The following is a 16,542-nucleotide window of genomic DNA, read 5'->3' as shown; positions in this document are numbered from 1 at the left end:
TCTTGGGTGGCGCGGGATCAAAGCTTTTGGGAGGGGACGGGTTGACAAGCCCGTCGCTGCCTTGAGCTCTATGCTGGAGTGCCACCGCTAGAGCAGACGTGCAGCTTGCCCTTGCTTCGTCAGCAGTGATACCGCTTTTTTGTCGAAAGAAACGAAGGTCTCCGCCCCAAGCCAGCTACCATCGTAGGCGATGACCCCATCAGCAAAATCTCCGCCCGCATCCAGTAACGCAAGTCCTGCCTCGGCGCCCGGACGATTAACCACGACATTGCTTGTGCTCAACAGCGTGCGAATTGCGAAAGCGATATCCGCACGAGCAACGCCGTATTGGCCGCGCAGCACCCAAACAACCTCGCATAGCGTTTGCAGGCTAACCGCCACCATGTCGGCCGTATCCAAAAGTGCGACAGCGCGCGTTGTTTGAATTGCGTCATCGTCCACAATGGTGCGAAGCAGGACGTTCGTGTCAGCTGTCACCTTCATGCCTTGCCAGCCCCTCGGGCCGCGCCACAAGCGGCAATCGCGTCGTTAATTTCCTCGATAGTTAATCGAGCGCCGTTCGTCTTGCCCTTAAGAATGCCCCGCAGTTCCCGAAATGAACCCTTTGTTTGAGCGGCCGTCAATTCGGCCCGGCCGTCCGGCAGCAGGTTCAACTCGATTCTCTCGCCGGGCTTGATACCCAAGTGCTGCAGTACCTCTTTCCGAAACGTGACCTGGCCCCGCGCGGTGACCGTCAGTGTGCTCATGAGATACCTCCATCAGTTGATGATCGATTGTAATGCAAAACTGCATTACAATCGAGTTTAGGACAGCGTCAGCGCTGCCACTTCCACCGGCACAAACAAAACCGGCACCCCGAGGTGCCGTTTTTCGGCTTTACAGACTTTGCTTTCAAAACAACCTCAACAACCCATCCAGCCCAACGAAGTTAAACGCGAGACTAGCCGCCTCCCTCACCACCGGCTTCGCGCGAAACGCCACCGACAGACCCGCTTCCGCCATCATCTTCAAATCGTTGGACCCATCGCCCATGGCGATCGCGCGTTTCGGATCGATGCCGATCTCCAAGCAGGTCTCGCGCAGCGTGCGCGCCTTGACATCCGCGTTGACGATCTCGCCTAGCACCTTGCCCGTCAATTTGCCATCGACGATTTCGAGCGTATTCGCGCGCGTGTAGTCGAGGCCGAGTCGCGTTTTCAGCCGCTCGGTGAAGAACGTGAATCCGCCCGACACCAGCAGCGTTTTCAAGCCCGCTGCCCGCGCGCCGGCGAGCATGCGTTCCGCGCCCGGCGACAACTGCAGACGCTCGTCGAACACGCGTTGCAATGCGGTCGCCTCCAGTCCCTTCAACAGTGCGACGCGGCGCGTGAGACTCTCGTTGAAGTCCTTGATCTCGCCGCGCATCGAGGCTTCCGTGATCGCCGCGACTTCCGCCTTCAGCCCGCAGAAATCCGCGATCTCATCGATACATTCGATCGTGATGAGCGTCGAATCCATATCCATCGCGACGAGGCCGAAGTCGGTCAACTTCGCGTTTGCGTCGATGAACGCGTAGTCGAGCGCGTGCGTGCCGCAATAAGCGTCGACGTCGGCGCGTTGCAGCGGATCGGCATCGGTCAGGCGCAAGAGCGTGTCGTCGATACGCTGCGTTTCGCGCGAACGGGCGAGGGCGGCGAGCGGCTTCAGATGCGCATCGGAGATAAGACTGGGGCTTTGAATGACGAGGTTCATCGCAGGCGGATTGTGATAAGCGCGAAAACCGACATTGTACGGGCCCCACGCGGGTGAAGACCGGCTAGCCTGTCCCAAAGCCAAAGCCAAAGCCAAAGCCAAAGCCAAAGCCAAAGCCAAAGCCAAAGCCAAAGCCCAAGCCCAAGCCCAAGCCCAAGCCCAAGCCCAAGCCCAAGCCCAAGCCCAAGCCCAAGCCCAAGCCCAAGCCCAAGCCCAAGCCCAAGCCCAAGCCCAAGCCCAAGCCCAAGCCCAAGCCCAAGCCCAAGCCCAAGCCCAAGCCTACCGCTGCACGCTTGCCGGATCGACGTCCCAATACGGCGGCTCGCCGAAGCGCTCGGCCAGAAAATCGATGAAAGCCAGCGTCTTCGGCGGCACGAACGCGCGACTCGGATACACCGCCCAAATCGCGACCGTCTGCGCGCACGGATAATCATCGAGCAGCGTCACGAGTTCGCCGCTCGCGAGCAGCGGCGCCACGCTCCACGTCGACTTCAACGCGATACCGACGCCCGCCGCGATCGCGTCCCGGATCACTTCGCCGTTATCGGTCACGATGCGCCCCGACACGCGTACATCGATCACGCCCGTCGGCGTATGAAAGCTCCAGTCGCGCTGGTCGGATAGGATCACGCACTCGTGCTCCGCAAGCTCGGCCGGGTGCCGCGGCCGGCCATGCGCCTCGATATACGCAGGCGACGCGCACAGCACGCGCCGGTTGCTCGCCAGCTTGCGCGCGACGAGCGTCGAGTCCTTCAACGCGCCGATACGAATGGCGAGATCGATGCCCTCATCGACGAGATCGATGATCTGATCCGTCATGCGCAGCTCGATGCTCACACCCGGATACAAGCGCAGAAACGCCGGAATCAGCGGCGAAACATGCTGACGCCCAAGCGACGACGGCATGGTCACCCGCAGCCGTCCGTGAGGCCGTTCGCGTGCGCGGCCCACCGATGCGCGCGCGGCCTCGGCGGCATCGAGCAGTTCACGTGCGTGGGCCGCGAAAATCTCGCCTTCCTGCGTGACGCTCACGCGCCGCGTCGTCCGATGCAAAAGCCGCGCGCCGAGCATGCGCTCCAGCCCCGCGATGCGCGCGCTCGCCACCGCCGGGGAGAGGCCGAATTCACGCGCCGCCGCCGACAAACTGGCAAGCGCCGCCGCGCGCACGAACAAGCCGACGTCGAGCAGATCGAGACGTTCGCGCGCGTCGGAATCGGCATGGCTGGCAAGCGGTTCGCTACTCATTCGATGGATTTCCCAAAAAATGTTTCAACGATTATGACGGTTTTACGGAACGCCGACGGCGGCTAAGATGACTACACCTCATGCAATCAAACACGGAGCTCAAACATGAAAGCCATTGGACTGACTCGCTATCTGCCGATTTCGAATCCCGAATCGCTCGTCGATATCGAGCTCGACAAACCCGCGCCGTCCGGGCGCGACTTGCTCGTGAAAATCGAGGCGATCGCCGTCAACCCCGTCGACACGAAAGTGCGCGCGCCAAAGGACAAGACCGAGGCCACGCCGCGCGTGCTCGGTTGGGACGCGGCGGGCGTCGTCGAAGCGGTCGGCCCCGAGGTCACGCTCTTCAAGCCAGGCGATGCCGTCTATTACGCAGGCGACATCACGCGGCAAGGCGCGAACAGCGAGTTTCATCTGATCGATGAACGCATCGTCGGCGCGAAGCCGAAGTCGCTTGATTTCACGTGCGCGGCGGCGTTGCCGCTCACGACCATCACCGCATGGGAAGCGCTCTTCGACCGCCTGAACGTGTCCGCCGAAGGCAAGGACGCGGGCAAGACGGTGCTGATCATTGGCGGGGCGGGCGGAGTGGGGTCCATCGGCATTCAGTTGGCCAAGCAGGTTGCGAAGCTGAACGTGATCGCCACCGCATCGCGGCCGGAATCCGCGCAATGGGCGAAGGAGCTGGGCGCGGATCACATCGTCAATCACTTCGAGGACATCCCTAAGCAGCTGAAGGACGCGGGCTTCCCGCAAGTCGATTTCGTGCTGATCTTCAACGACACCGACAAGCATTTTCCGGCAGCGGCGGAAGTGATCAAGCCGCAAGGCGGCATCTGTACGATTGTCGAGAATGCGAAGCCGATCGCGGTCGAATTGCTGAAGGCGAAAAGCGCGGCGTTCCACTGGGAGTTCATGTTCACGCGCGCGATGTTCCATACTCCCGACATGATCGAACAGCACAAGCTGCTCACGGAAGTGGCGCGGCTGATCGACGCAGGCGCGATCCGCACGACGCTCGGCCGCGACCTCGGCAAGATCAATGCGACGAATCTGCGTGAGGCGCATCGCCTGCTGGAAGAAGGGCGCGCGATCGGCAAGCTCGTGCTAACCGGTTTTTGACGAACTTCAACGAAGCGGGCCATCGTTCAAGTGCACACGGGTTTTCCATTAGGAGACCCGGGCATGCTCGGCGCTAGACTGAATTCGCCTTCAGTCATCCGGCGAGTCGTTCGCGGCGCGCCGGAATTCCCCAAGCGTTTAAACGGAGGTGCCGGCATGAATCGTCGCCCGAATTTCAGTCGCATCGTTTCAGCGTTCGCGCTCGCGTTGGGCGTGACCGCGAGCGCGCATGCGACGCCAGGCATCAAGGTTCTCTCCGAAGCGCCCAATGACGGGCCGATCAAATACAGCGTGAAGATGGTGTCGAAGAGCTTCGGCAACGAACAGGAAACGCGCACCATCCGTTCGGGGCAAAGCGACGACTTTACCTGGCAGGGCGCGGCGCCTGCTGGCGCGCAGCCAGTGCCGGATGGCTGTCCGCAGGCTGCATCGGTGCCGCATAGCGCGGACGGCGCGGCGGTGCGCCAGGTGCAGATTCGCTTTGCGCCGGTCATCGCGGATAACGGCGCGGCCAATGTGCAGATCAGCTTTCGAGCTTATGCGCCGAAGGGTGTGAATAAGGTCACGGTCGGCGGCAAGAGCTTGCAGTGTCCCGTCGATAATCGCTTCAGCCAGGTCGTGCGCTTTTCCATGTCGACTTCGACCGGCTCCAAGAAGACCGTCACGCTCGATGATGGAACGCAACTGACGATTACGGCGAGTCGGAAGTAGGGCGCTGATGGCGCGGGCTTGTTTCGCGCTGATCGTGACTTGCTGCTTTGATCGGCATGCAGACGGCGGGGCGGTGGCTTAAGCATCGGCCCCGACGATAATCTCAGTGCAATCGGTCCGCGTGCGTCTCAGGCGAGGTCAACGAGGCTCTTGCCAGAGGCGATGTCGCGACCGCAATGCACAAGCGCACTCAAGCGCACTCAAGCGCACTCAAGCGGATTCAAGCGCATTCAAGCGCATTCAAGCGCATTCAAGCGCATTCAAGCGCATTCAAGCGCATTCAAGCGCATTCAAGCGCATTCAAGCGCATTCAAGCGCATTCAAGCGCATTCAAGCGCATTCAAGCGCATTCAAGCGCATTCAAGCGCATTCAAGCGCATTCAAGCGCATTCAAGCGCATTCAAGCGCATTCAAGCGCATTCAAGCGCATTCAAGCGCATTCAAGCGCATTCAAGCGCATTCAAGCGCATTCAAGCGCATTCAAGCGCATTCAAGCGCATTCAAGCGAAGCAACTAACCGTCTATTTCCTCGCCATCTAACTACTTCTATGTACACCGCTGTCACCAATTCATCTCCGTAAAGCTTACAGCCAGCAGCACCTTCCGCGGATCAGATCCAACAACGCAATCAACGCCCGCCGCCAATCTCCCTGATTTGGCACGCTTCCTGCGGTACACCCCGATGCCCGCTTCAAACGCAGCTTTCAACCGCGCGTGAAGCGCGTCCCATCGACGGTTCCGCCAGCGAGGTTTTCGCGATGCCGCACATGATCTGGAAGGGTGCGATCAGCTTCGGGCTGGTCCACGTGCCCGTGCAACTGTATCCCGCCACGCAGTCGGACAAGGTCGGCTTCAATCTGCTCGACAAACGCTCGATGGACCCCATCGGCTACAAGCAGATCAACAAGAACACCGGCAAGGACGTGACACGCGACAACATCGTGCGCGGCTTCGAGTACGAGAAGGGCAAATACGTCGTGATGACCGATGCCGAAATCCGCGCGGCCAATCCCGAGTCGACTCAAACGGTCGATATCCTCGCTTTCGTCGATGCCCCCGAAATCTCGTTCCTCTCGCTCGACACGCCGTACTATCTCGCGCCCGATCGGAAAGGCGAAAAGGTTTATGCGCTTCTGCGCGACGCCTTGAAAGACACAGGCAAGGTCGGCATCGCTAGCGTCGTGCTGCACAACAAGCAGCATCTGGCCGCATTGATTCCCGTCGGTCCCGCGCTTGCGCTCAACACCTTGCGCTGGGGCGACGAAGTACGCGATTTCACCGACTTCAAGTTCCCCGATGAAGACACGAAGAAAGCGGGCGTATCGCCGAAAGAACTCGACATGGCCAAGCGCCTGATCGACGACATGAGCGACTCGTGGGACCCGACGAAGTATCACGACACCTTCAAGGACGACATCATGGCGCTCGTCGACCGCAAGGTGAAGGAAGGCAAGGTCGCGGAAGTCATGAAGATCGACGAGGGTAGCGGCGGCGAAGGCAAGGCATCCGCCGATATTCTCGACCTTTCCGAACTGCTCAAGCGCAGCCTGAAGAAGGGCGGCGCGGCGCCGGCCAAGCGCGGCGCGGCTGCATCGAAAGACGACGATTCGGGCGAAGAACCCGCCGCGAAGCCCGCGCGCAAGACTACGCGGCGCAAACGTGCCTGAAGCGTGAGGCGTGCCTGGCCGCACCCATGAGCTGCGCGACGGCACGTTACGCGGTCTGATGAAGCAGACAGAGCGTGGCGACCAACCCCGCAACATCGGCGACGTTTGACGCGATCACACACAGCACCACGACTACCAAGCCTCCCATAAACGGAGCCACGAAAACGATGGCCGGCAAACTCGAAACCTATCAGCGCATGCGGCGTTTCAACGAGACGCCAGAGCCGTCCGGGACGCAGAAGGCTGCCGCGAAGAAACGCGCAGCCAAAAAAGCCGCCGCGGTCGAGACGCTCTCATTCGTGATCCAGGAACACGATGCGCGCCGCCTGCACTACGACTTTCGCCTGGAGCTCGACGGCACGCTCAAGTCGTGGGCCGTGCCGAAAGGCCCGAGTCTCGATCCGACGGTCAAGCGCCTTGCGGTTCATGTCGAAGATCATCCGATCGATTACGGTTCGTTCGAAGGCGATATCCCCGAAGGAAATTACGGCGCGGGCAGCGTGATCGTCTGGGATCGCGGTCGCTGGGCGCCGCAAGCCGGCAGCTTCGACGAAGCCCTGGCCGAATATGAAAAAGGCAAGCTCAAGTTCGTGCTCGATGGCGAAAAGCTGCAAGGCGGCTTCACGCTCGTGCGCAGCCACATGCGCGGTAGCGGCGACAAGGAACAGTGGCTACTCATCAAGGAACGCGACGACGAAGCGCGTCCCGAAAGCGAATACGACATCCTTCTGAAGCGGCCCGGCAGCGTCTTGTCGGAATCGCTCGGCGCGCGGGGGAAGGATGGCGCGGTCGTCGAGCGCATCGAGCGCAAGACCAAGCCTGCCGCCAAGAAAGCGGCCACCAGAAAAACCGTCAGCAAGACAGCGAATGGGCGCGAGCATCCGGATATCGTCGCGAACCGAAACGCGGAGTCGTTGCGCACGCTCTCGCATGACCCGGCGATAGAAGGCGCGGTCAAGGCCAAGCTGCCCGCGACCTTCAAGCCGCAACTGGCCACACTCGTCGATACCGCGCCGCCCGGCGAAGACTGGGCCTATGAGATCAAATTCGATGGCTATCGCGTGCTCGTGCGGATCGAGACGATCAAGGGCAAACGCGATATCCGCATTTTCACGCGCAACGGCAACGACTGGACGGCGAAGTTCAGCAAGCAGGTGAAGGCGCTCGAAGCACTCGACATAGAAGACGGCTGGCTCGATGGCGAAGCCGTCGTGCTCGACGATCGCGGCCTGCCGGACTTTCAGGGGCTGCAAAACGCGTTCGATGTCGGACGTCCGCAAGATATCGTCGTGTACTTCTTCGATCTGCCTTATCTGAACGGGTACGACTTGCGCGAGGTGCCTGTCGTGCAGCGCCGCGCCATTCTGAAGGCGATCGTCGAACCGCTCGCCGATCCCGTGCTGCGCTACTCGGAAGACTTCGCTTTTCACGCCGACGATCTCCTCAAAAGCGCCTGCGACATGGCGCTGGAAGGGATCATCGGCAAGCGGATCGACTCGACTTATGTCTCCGGACGCAGCGCGTCGTGGATCAAGCTCAAGTGCCGGCGCCGGCAGGAGTTCGTGATCGGCGGCTATTCGGAACCGGCGGGCACGCGCGGCGAGTTCGGCGCGTTGCTGCTCGGCGTGTACGACGCCAAGGGCAAGCTGCAATACGCGGGTCGCGTCGGCAGCGGCTTCGATCACGCCACGCTCACCGCCGTGAAGAAGGAACTCGACAAGCGCGAAACCAAAAGCATGCCGTTTGCGAGCGAGCCGCAGGAGCGCAGCCGCACGCCGGTGCATTGGGTGAAGCCCGAACTCGTGGCGGAATGCAATTTCGCGGAATGGACCAAGGAGCGCATCGTGCGACAAGCATCGTTCGTCAGTCTGCGCGACGACAAGCCGGCCAGGCAGATCGTCAAGGAAGAAGCGGTATCGGCGCGAAAGGTGGAAGACGAGGGCGCGCCGAAGAAGACGGCTGCCAGGAAAACCGCCGCGAAGAAAGCGCCCACGAAAACCGCGGCCAAAAGCAAATCGACCGCCGAGGTCGAAGGCGTCAAGATCAGCCATCCGGATCGCGTCATCGACAAGTCCACGGGGCTTCGGAAAATCGATGTCGTCGAGTATTACGCGTCGGTCGCTCAATGGATGCTGCCGCATCTGCACGACCGGCCCGTGTCCCTCGTGCGCGCCCCGGAAGATATCGGCGGCGAATTGTTCTTTCAGAAGCACAGCGCAAGGCTCGCGATTCCGCACATCACGCAGCATGCGGATATCGATCCGGGACATCCGCCGCTGCTCACCATCGAATCGGCGCAAGCGCTCGTCGGCACGGCGCAGATGGGGACGATCGAACTGCATACGTGGAACGCGCTGGCGTCGAACATAGAGAAACCGGATCGCATGGTGTTCGACCTCGACCCCGGCGAAGGCGTCGGCTGGAAGCGCATGGTCGAAGCCGCGAAGCTCACGAAGGAACTGCTGGCCGAACTCGGACTGACCTCGTTTTGCAAGACGAGCGGCGGCAAGGGCTTTCATGTGGTCGTGCCGCTCGCCAAACAGTCGGGATGGGACGAAATGAAGGGCTTCTCGCAAGCCGTCGCGCAGCATATGGCGAGTACCTTGCCCAAGTTCTTTTCCGCGAAGATGGGCATGCAGAATCGCAAGGACAAGATATTCATCGACTATCTGCGCAACAACCGCGGATCGAGCACGGTGGCGGCGTTCTCGTTGCGCTCGCGGCCGGGACTGGGCGCTTCGATGCCTATTGCCTGGGACGAAATCGACGAGGTCACGAGCGGCGATCAATGGAACATCGGCAACGTGGCCGAGCGCATGAATTCATTGCGCGCCGACCCGTGGGCCGACTACGCGAAGGGCCGCCAGCGTCTTACGGCGGCAATGAAGAAACAGCTTGGCATCGACGCTAAAAGCAAGACCAAGTGAACGCATCAAGGAGAGGGACCATGAAGCCAGTCAAGACAGCACCCGAAAGCGCGCCCGAACGCGGCCGCGAAATGTCGAGCAAGGACGAACAGACGCAAGTGGACGACGATTCATCGAACGCGGCGCTGCCGCACGAGGCGGATCAAAGTGTCGACTCGCAGGATGAGCACGAGCCGCGCGAAGTCGGCAAGCAGGCGCATGACGATGTAAAACGCGGTCTCGTCGATACCGACCGGCGCGGCGGCGGCGCGTATCAGGAAGCCACGCAGCGCGACGATCACGCGAACGAGAATAGCGGCGGCAGCAGCGGCGGCCGAGGCGCGAATTGAACCAGATGGTGAAACCACGAGTCTTGCACTGACATTGCGTGAGACGGTTGCGTAAAATGATTTTTGTTTCGAAAGCAGAACACGTCGATCATGCGTTTTCTACCGGATCATTCAGTGCCGCGCGCGTTTCATCCGGTAAGCGCTTCCGATGCAAGCCTCTTTGCTTGCTTGAACATCCATAGCGTCCTCAGCCAACCCGACAGAACATGTCCCAAGATCTATTGTCCCGGCTCAAGAACGAAACCGCCGTATGCCATACGCGGCTCGAGAACGCGCTCGACCTCATGCAGGACAGCCTGCAACGCGCCGAATACATTGCGCTGCTCGAACGCTTCTACGGCTATATCGCGCCGTGGGAAGACGTCGCGGGCGCGCAGATGCCCGAGTCGCTGCAAGTATTTTTCGATGAGCGCCGCAAGACGCCGCTCATCGCCGCCGATCTCGCCGTGCTCACGGGCGAGCGCGTGCCCGTGGGTTCGGTCCCGCGCGCTCACGCGCTTTACGATCTGCCACAGATCAAGAGCGTCGCGAGCGCGATCGGCTCCATGTACGTGATGGAAGGTTCGACCCTGGGCGGGCGTTTCATCGCGCCGCATGTTGCCAAGCTGCTCGATCTCGAACCCGGTTTCGGCAACGCTTATTTCGAAGGTTACGGTTCGCACACCGGCAGCATGTGGAACGCCTTCCGCACGACCGCCGCGGCGACGGTGCCCGAGGCGCAATACGACGAAGCCGTGCATGCCGCCATCGCGACCTTCGAGAGCATGCAGGCGTGGCTGTGCCCGGAATCCGCGGAGGTCGAAGACCTTCAGGCCGTGAGCGGAGTGGCCACATGAGCGAGGCGGCAAGCGGACCAGCCGGTTCTGCGTCCTTTCACGGCGACTCGCAAGGTCCGCCGGATGCCGTCGCGCGCCGCCTGACGCTCGACTCCGGCGTTGCGAGCAAGGACTGCGACGCCGAGCCCATCCATGCACCCGGTGGCATCCAGCCGCATGGCTATCTGCTGGTGCTGGACGACGCTCTGCGCATTCTGCAGGCAAGCGAGAATCTGGCTGCGCTCACGGGCCGCGACATCGAGACGCTGCCTGGCGAATCGCTCGAAACAGTGCTGGGCGATGTGGGCGCCAAGCGCATTGCGAAAGCCGCCGCGACGGCGGAGATCGACGACGCGCCGCTTTACGTCGGCCCGGTGGATGCCGCCAAAGCGGACCACGCTTCCGTGCGCCTGGATGTCACGGTGCATCGCCATGAAGGCGCGCTCATCGTCGAGATGGAAACGGCTGCAATCGGCGACGCCGCTTTCGCGTCCATGTATCCGCTCGTGCGCACGTTCGCACGCGGTTTGCAGGATGCCGGCACCGTGCAGGAACTCGCGGAACTCGCCGTGCAGGAAGTCCGCGCGATCACCGGCTTCGGTCGCGTCATGCTTTACAGCTTCGATGAGGAAGGCCGCAGTCATGTGCTCGCGGAAAATCGCGACGAAAGCTACGCGTCCTTTCTGCATCAGTTCTTTCCGGCTTCCGACATTCCGCGTCAGGCGCGCGCGCTGTATATGCGGCACCGGATTCGCCTCGTCGCCGATGTGAACTATCGCCCCGCGCGCCTCGTGCCGGCGCTCAATCCGCTGACCGGCCGCCCGACTGACCTCACTTACGCCACGCTGCGCAGCTTCTCGCCCGTGCATCTGGAATACATGCGCAACATGAACACGCATGCGTCGATGTCGGTATCGATTGTCGTGCGCGGGCGCTTGTGGGGCCTCATTTCCTGTCACGATCACGATCCGCGCATCGTGTCGTTCAATACGCGGCTGGCGGTCGAACATCTGGGGCACATGCTGTCGCTGCAGATCGAGGCAAAGGAAGAGCGCGCCGAGGGCGAATATCTCGCCGGGCTGCGTCGCACGATGGGCCGTCTCGTCAGCGCAATGGGCGAGCACACCAATTTCGTGGCCGGCTTGCAGGCGGCGCCGAACGACGTGCTGGGCTTCGCGCGTTCGGCGGGCGCGGCTATCGTCTTCGATGAAAACGTCACGCTCATGGGCGCGACGCCCGATGAAGACACGGTGCGCGCGCTCACGCACTGGCTCGCGGAAAACACCACGGGCGTGTGGGCAAGCGACTCGCTCGCGCGCGAATGGCCGCCCGCCAAGGCGCACGAGGACAAGGCGTGCGGCGTGCTCGCCGTGCCGGTATCGCAGATCTTCCGCAACTATTTGCTGTGGTTTCGCCCCGAGGTTATGCAGACCATCAAGTGGGCGGGCGAGCCGGTCAAGATTCGCGACGCGGAAGGCGCCAGCGCCCCACGCACGAGCTTCAGTCCCTGGCTCGAAACGGTGCGCGGGCATTCCGCCATGTGGCGTCAGGGCGAGATCGAAATCGCCAACGAATTGCGCGGCGCGCTTCTGAATATCGTGCTGCGCCGTGCCGAGGAACGCGCGGAACTCGCGACCGAACTCGCACGCGCGAACAAGGAACTCGAAGCGTTTTCGTATTCGGTATCGCACGACTTGCGCGCGCCGCTGCGCCATATCGCGGGTTACGGCGACCTGCTGCGCGAACTGGAAGGCGAGCGCATGTCGGAAAAGAGCCGGCGGTTTTTGAACAACATGCTGGATTCGGCGCGCTTCGCGGGCACGCTCGTCGACGATCTTCTGACCTTCTCGCAGATGGGCCGCGCGGCGCTCAGACCCGCTCCGGTCGACCTGAACCAGCTCGTCGGCGTGATCGTGCGGGAGTTCGAAATGGATGCCTCCGAGCGCCGGATCGAGTGGGTTATCGGCGATCTGCCGCGCATCACGGGCGACGCCGCCTTCCTGCAACTGGCGCTGCGCAACCTCATTTCGAACGCGGTGAAATATACGAGAACGCGAGAATCGGCGAAAATCGAGATATTCGCCCAGAAAAGCGGCGACGAGTACATCGTCGGCGTACGGGACAATGGCGTCGGCTTCGACATGAAATATGGAGCCAAGCTGTTCGGCGTGTTCCAGCGGCTGCACCGCGCGGAGGAGTTCGAGGGCACGGGTATCGGCCTCGCCAACGTGCGGCGGATCATCGAACGGCACGAGGGACGCACGTGGGCGGAAGGGCGGCTCGGAGAAGGCGCGGTATTCTATTTCTCCCTGCCGGTCGTGTTTCGACATGTCACGGGCCGCGAAGGCGTCCGCCTGGGTTCCGGCGCGCCGTCGGGAACCTGAATATCAGCGTCAATACCAGACCATGCTTAAACCGATTTTGCTTGTCGAAGACAATCCGAACGACCTCGAACTCACGCTCGTGGCGCTGGACAAAAGCCAGCTTGCGAACGAAGTGATCATCGCGCGCGACGGTCAGGAAGCTATCGACTATCTCACTTGCGAAGGCGACTGGAGGGAGCGCACGCCGGGCAATCCCGCCGTCATTTTGCTCGACTTGAAACTGCCGAAAATCGACGGGCTCGAAGTGCTCGACACGATCCGCTCGACCCCGGTTCTGAAAAGCGTGCCGGTCGTCATGCTCACGTCCTCGCGCGAAGAGCAGGACCTCGTGCGCAGCTATGAACTCGGCGTCAATGCTTATGTAGTCAAGCCCGTGGAGTTCGCGGAATTCGTCGAGGCGATCAGCGATCTCGGCGTGTTCTGGGCCGTGCTCAACGAGCCGCCGCCGGGTTCCACGCGCTTTCGCCGACCGCCGTCCGCGCAATGACCGACGTGAACCTCGTGAACTTCGTGACTGCCAATATCGACCGCATCGTGCGCCGCCGCGCGTTTTCTCGCGAGGCCGCCTAGACCATGCAGCCCCTGCATCTGCTTCTCGTGGAAGACAACGCACTCGATGCGGAGCTGACCATCGCTCAGCTCGAGCGCGCCGATTACGCGGTGGATGCGTCCATCGTCTACGACTCGGCGAACTTCATCGCGGAGCTCGCCGCCAAGCGCTTCGACGTGATTCTCGCGGACTTCGTCATGCCCACGTTCTCCGGCATCGAGGCGCTGAGCATCGCGAGCGAGCGCGCGCCGGATACCCCGTTCATCTTCGTGTCCGGGCTGCTCGGCGAAGAACACGCCGTCGACATGCTCAAACGCGGCGCGACCGACTATGTGCTGAAGCAGCGTCTGCAACGGCTGCCCGCGGTGGTGCGCCGCGCCATGCGCGAGAGCGACGAGCGTGCGCAACGCATTGCGGTGGAGCGCGCGCTGCGCGAGACGGAGACGCACTTTCGCATGCTGATCGACGCGCTGAAGGACTACGCCGTCATCACGCTCGACCCGGAAGGGCGCATTCGCACGTGGAACGCGGCGTCGGAGCGCATTCTCGGCTTTCCGGCGCAAGACGTGCTCGGCCAGAGCGCGAGCATCTTCTATAACCAGGAAGACCGCGAAACCGGCGTATTCGAGGACGAACTCGACATCGCGCGGCGCGAGGGCAGCGCCAGCGACGACCGCTGGCTGTGGCGCAAGGACGGCCACTCGTTCTTCGCCTCGGGCGTGACCACGGCCATCCGCACGGAAAACGACGAACTGATCGGCTTCTCGAAGATCGTGCGCGACGCCACCGACGCGCACATGGCCGCCGATGCCTTGCGGCTCGCCAAGGATCAGGCGGAATCCGCGAATCGCGCGAAAGACCATTTCCTGGCGGTGCTGTCGCATGAATTGCGCACGCCGCTCACGCCGATTCTCGCCGCCGTGCGTCTGCTCGAAATGAAGCATTCGCTGTCGCACGAGGCGCATCCCACGCTTGAACTGATTCGCCGCAATGTGGAACTGGAGGCGCGTCTGATCGACGATCTGCTCGATCTGACGAGCATCGCGCGCGGCAAGCTGAGTCTGAATTTCGCGAGCGTCGCGCTCGATACCTTGCTCACGAGCGCGCTCGACATGTCGGAAGCCGACATGCGCGCGAAGAATCTCACGCTCGACACGCGCTTCGACGCGCACCAGTTCGTCGTTTTCGGCGATGCCGCGCGCCTTCAGCAGATCGTCTGGAACCTGATGAAGAACGCGGTGAAGTTCACCCCGGCGGGCGGGCGGCTCGAAGTACGGACGTGGAATCCGGATCGCGCGACCATCGCGGTATCGGTGACGGATAGCGGCATCGGCATCAGCGCCGAAGCATTGCCGCGCATTTTTTCCGCGTTCGAACAGGCCGACGATTCCATCACGCGTTCCTTCGGCGGGCTGGGCTTGGGCCTGGCTATCGCCAGCACGCTCGCGCAGAAGCATGGCGGCACGCTCTCGGCCTACAGCGAAGGCCGCGATGCGGGCGCGCGTTTCACGCTCACGTTGCCGCTCGCGAAAATGGAGCCGCAGCACGAGGCCGAGCCGCTCGTCGAGGCAAAGCGGCACGAACACGGCCGTTCGCTGCGCGTATTGCTCGTCGAGGACAACGAGCAGACTTCATCGGCGATGGCGGAAGTGCTGGAGATGCTCGGTCACGTCGTTACTGTCGCCAGCACGGTGGCAGTTGCGCTCGAACGCGCGAAAGAGGCGTCGTTCGATCTTCTCGTGAGCGACATCGGCTTGCCGGATGGCACCGGTCTCGACATCGCGCGCGCGTGGCGCGAGCTGCAGCCCGACAAGCCCGCCGTGGCCATTACGGGCTACGGCATGGACGAAGACATTCGACGTTGCCGGGAAGCAGGTTTTCGGGATCATCTGACGAAGCCCGTCAACTTTTCGCGGCTCGAAGGGCTCATTCAGACGCTGGCCGAAACGCCGGACGCCTGAGCTGCAAAAAAATCCGGCCGAAGTCCGGATCGATGTCGATTGACGCCTGGCTTGCACGTTGTAGGGTAGGAGAGCGGCGCCGATTCCCGGCGCGTCTCGTCACTTCTACGGAGCCAGCCATGTCCACACCCGCCGTCAACCCCATTCCGCCTGGCATGCGTTCGCTGACCCCGCACCTCACGTGCGCGGGCGCGGCGGAGGCGATCGACTTCTACGTGCGCGCCTTCAACGCCGTCGAACTGGGCCGTCTGCCCGGACCGGACGGCAAGCTCATGCATGCCATGGTCAAGATCGGCGATTCGGTGCTGATGCTCGTCGACGAGAACCCGACCTTCGGCATGCTCGGCCCGAAGGCGATCAAAGGGTCGCCGGTGACCATCCACCTTTATGTCGAAGATGTCGATGCCACGTTCACGCAGGCCATCAATGCCGGCGCCGAAGTCACCATGCCGGTTGCCCAGATGTTCTGGGGCGACCGTTACGGCCGGCTCGTCGACCCGTTCGGGCATCAGTGGTCGTTGGCATCGCACGTACGCGACGTGAGCCCCGAGGACATGCAAAAGGCGATGACCGCGCCGCGCGAATAACGCGCCTTTCAAGGAGAGACTCATGAACAAGATATCGCCATGCCTATGGTTCGACGGCAACGCGCAGGAGGCCGTCGATTTCTATCTGAGCGTGTTCAAGGACGCACGCATGGTTGAAACCATGCTGCATAACGAGGCCAGTCCGGGCACGCCGGGCAGCGTGCTCGCCATTCTGTTCCAGTTGGAAGGCGAAGACATCATGGCGCTCAACGGCGGCCCAGAATTCAAGTTCACGCCCGCCCTGTCGTTGTTCGTCAAATGCGACAGTCAGACCGAGATCGACCGCTACTGGGACAAGCTTCTCGAAGGCGGCCAGGCGATGGCCTGCGGCTGGCTCACGGACCGTTTCGGCGTGACGTGGCAGATCGCGCCGAGAAAGCTGCTCAAGATGCTGCAGGACCCCGACCCGGACAAGGCCAACCGCACGATGACCTCGATGAGAACGATGGTGAAGCTCGACCTCGACGAACTGGAGCGGGCATACCGCGGAGCGTGACGCGAAAAGGAAGCGCT

15 protein-coding genes are annotated in these 16,542 nt (G+C 62.1%); 11 read left to right on the top strand and 4 right to left on the bottom strand.

Annotation, left to right across the window (positions count from 1 at the left end):
- Positions 1–87: 87 nt before the first annotated feature.
- From P9292_RS36060 to P9292_RS36045, 4 genes are all read right to left on the bottom strand, one after another.
- Complete coding sequence (locus P9292_RS36060; RefSeq protein WP_250508935.1) at positions 88–483, bottom strand: type II toxin-antitoxin system VapC family toxin; 396 nt, start codon at positions 481–483, stop codon at positions 88–90.
- Positions 480–746 (bottom strand): transcriptional regulator, encoded by a 267-nt coding sequence (locus tag P9292_RS36055; RefSeq protein WP_309963878.1) that lies wholly within the window; start codon positions 744–746, stop codon positions 480–482. Before P9292_RS36055 ends, P9292_RS36060 begins: the two co-directional genes overlap by 4 nt.
- A 145-nt stretch (positions 747–891) precedes the next feature.
- Positions 892–1,731 carry a phosphoserine phosphatase SerB gene (serB, locus tag P9292_RS36050; protein ID WP_309963876.1) on the bottom strand — a complete coding sequence of 280 codons (840 nt, stop codon included), beginning with the start codon at positions 1,729–1,731 and terminating at the stop codon, positions 892–894.
- A 279-nt stretch (positions 1,732–2,010) separates the two neighbouring features.
- A complete protein-coding gene (locus P9292_RS36045; RefSeq protein WP_250508938.1) occupies positions 2,011–2,976 on the bottom strand; it encodes a LysR family transcriptional regulator in 966 nt (321 codons plus the stop codon).
- 105 nt (positions 2,977–3,081) lie between these two features.
- On the opposite strand from P9292_RS36045, the gene P9292_RS36040 reads away from it, so the two are divergent.
- The 11 genes from P9292_RS36040 to P9292_RS35990 all read left to right on the top strand — a co-directional run bounded on the left by P9292_RS36040 (position 3,082) and on the right by P9292_RS35990 (position 16,525).
- Positions 3,082–4,098: a zinc-binding alcohol dehydrogenase family protein gene (locus P9292_RS36040; RefSeq protein ID WP_244827789.1), complete on the top strand. Its 1,017-nt coding sequence runs from the start codon at positions 3,082–3,084 to the stop codon at positions 4,096–4,098.
- 156 nt (positions 4,099–4,254) lie between these two features.
- Positions 4,255–4,809 (top strand): DUF6013 family protein, encoded by a 555-nt coding sequence (locus P9292_RS36035; RefSeq protein ID WP_309963872.1) that lies wholly within the window; start codon positions 4,255–4,257, stop codon positions 4,807–4,809.
- A 758-nt stretch (positions 4,810–5,567) separates the two neighbouring features.
- Positions 5,568–6,476, top strand: coding sequence for a Ku protein (locus tag P9292_RS36030; protein ID WP_244827791.1), 909 nt, complete (start codon positions 5,568–5,570; stop codon positions 6,474–6,476).
- A gap of 167 nt (positions 6,477–6,643) precedes the next feature.
- Positions 6,644–9,403 (top strand): DNA ligase D, encoded by a 2,760-nt coding sequence (gene ligD, locus P9292_RS36025; RefSeq protein ID WP_309963870.1) that lies wholly within the window; start codon positions 6,644–6,646, stop codon positions 9,401–9,403.
- 20 nt (positions 9,404–9,423) lie between these two features.
- A complete protein-coding gene (locus P9292_RS36020; RefSeq protein WP_409015361.1) occupies positions 9,424–9,732 on the top strand; it encodes a hypothetical protein in 309 nt (102 codons plus the stop codon).
- Positions 9,733–9,938: 206 nt separating this feature from the next.
- Entirely contained in the window at positions 9,939–10,568 is a 630-nt protein-coding gene (locus P9292_RS36015) for a biliverdin-producing heme oxygenase (protein ID WP_309963868.1), read from the top strand.
- The gene (locus P9292_RS36010; protein ID WP_250525756.1) at positions 10,565–12,931 is read left to right on the top strand and encodes an ATP-binding protein; all 2,367 of its coding nucleotides are present in this window, start codon (positions 10,565–10,567) and stop codon (positions 12,929–12,931) included. Before P9292_RS36015 ends, P9292_RS36010 begins: the two co-directional genes overlap by 4 nt.
- A 22-nt stretch (positions 12,932–12,953) precedes the next feature.
- Positions 12,954–13,418 (top strand): response regulator, encoded by a 465-nt coding sequence (locus tag P9292_RS36005; protein WP_309843048.1) that lies wholly within the window; start codon positions 12,954–12,956, stop codon positions 13,416–13,418.
- 86 nt (positions 13,419–13,504) lie between these two features.
- On the top strand, positions 13,505–15,442 hold the full coding sequence (locus P9292_RS36000; protein ID WP_244827796.1) for a response regulator: 1,938 nt from the start codon (positions 13,505–13,507) through the stop codon (positions 15,440–15,442).
- Positions 15,443–15,561: 119 nt separating this feature from the next.
- Positions 15,562–16,029, top strand: coding sequence for a VOC family protein (locus P9292_RS35995; RefSeq protein WP_309963866.1), 468 nt, complete (start codon positions 15,562–15,564; stop codon positions 16,027–16,029).
- A gap of 22 nt (positions 16,030–16,051) precedes the next feature.
- A complete protein-coding gene (locus P9292_RS35990; RefSeq protein WP_309963864.1) occupies positions 16,052–16,525 on the top strand; it encodes a VOC family protein in 474 nt (157 codons plus the stop codon).
- Positions 16,526–16,542 lie beyond the last annotated feature (17 nt).

Origin of the sequence: Caballeronia sp. LZ001, from assembly GCF_031450875.1 — a bacterium.
GTDB lineage: Bacteria > Pseudomonadota > Gammaproteobacteria > Burkholderiales > Burkholderiaceae > Caballeronia.
The sequence above is the reverse complement of the archived record's forward strand: the minus strand, read 5'-3'. Positions and strand labels throughout refer to the sequence as shown.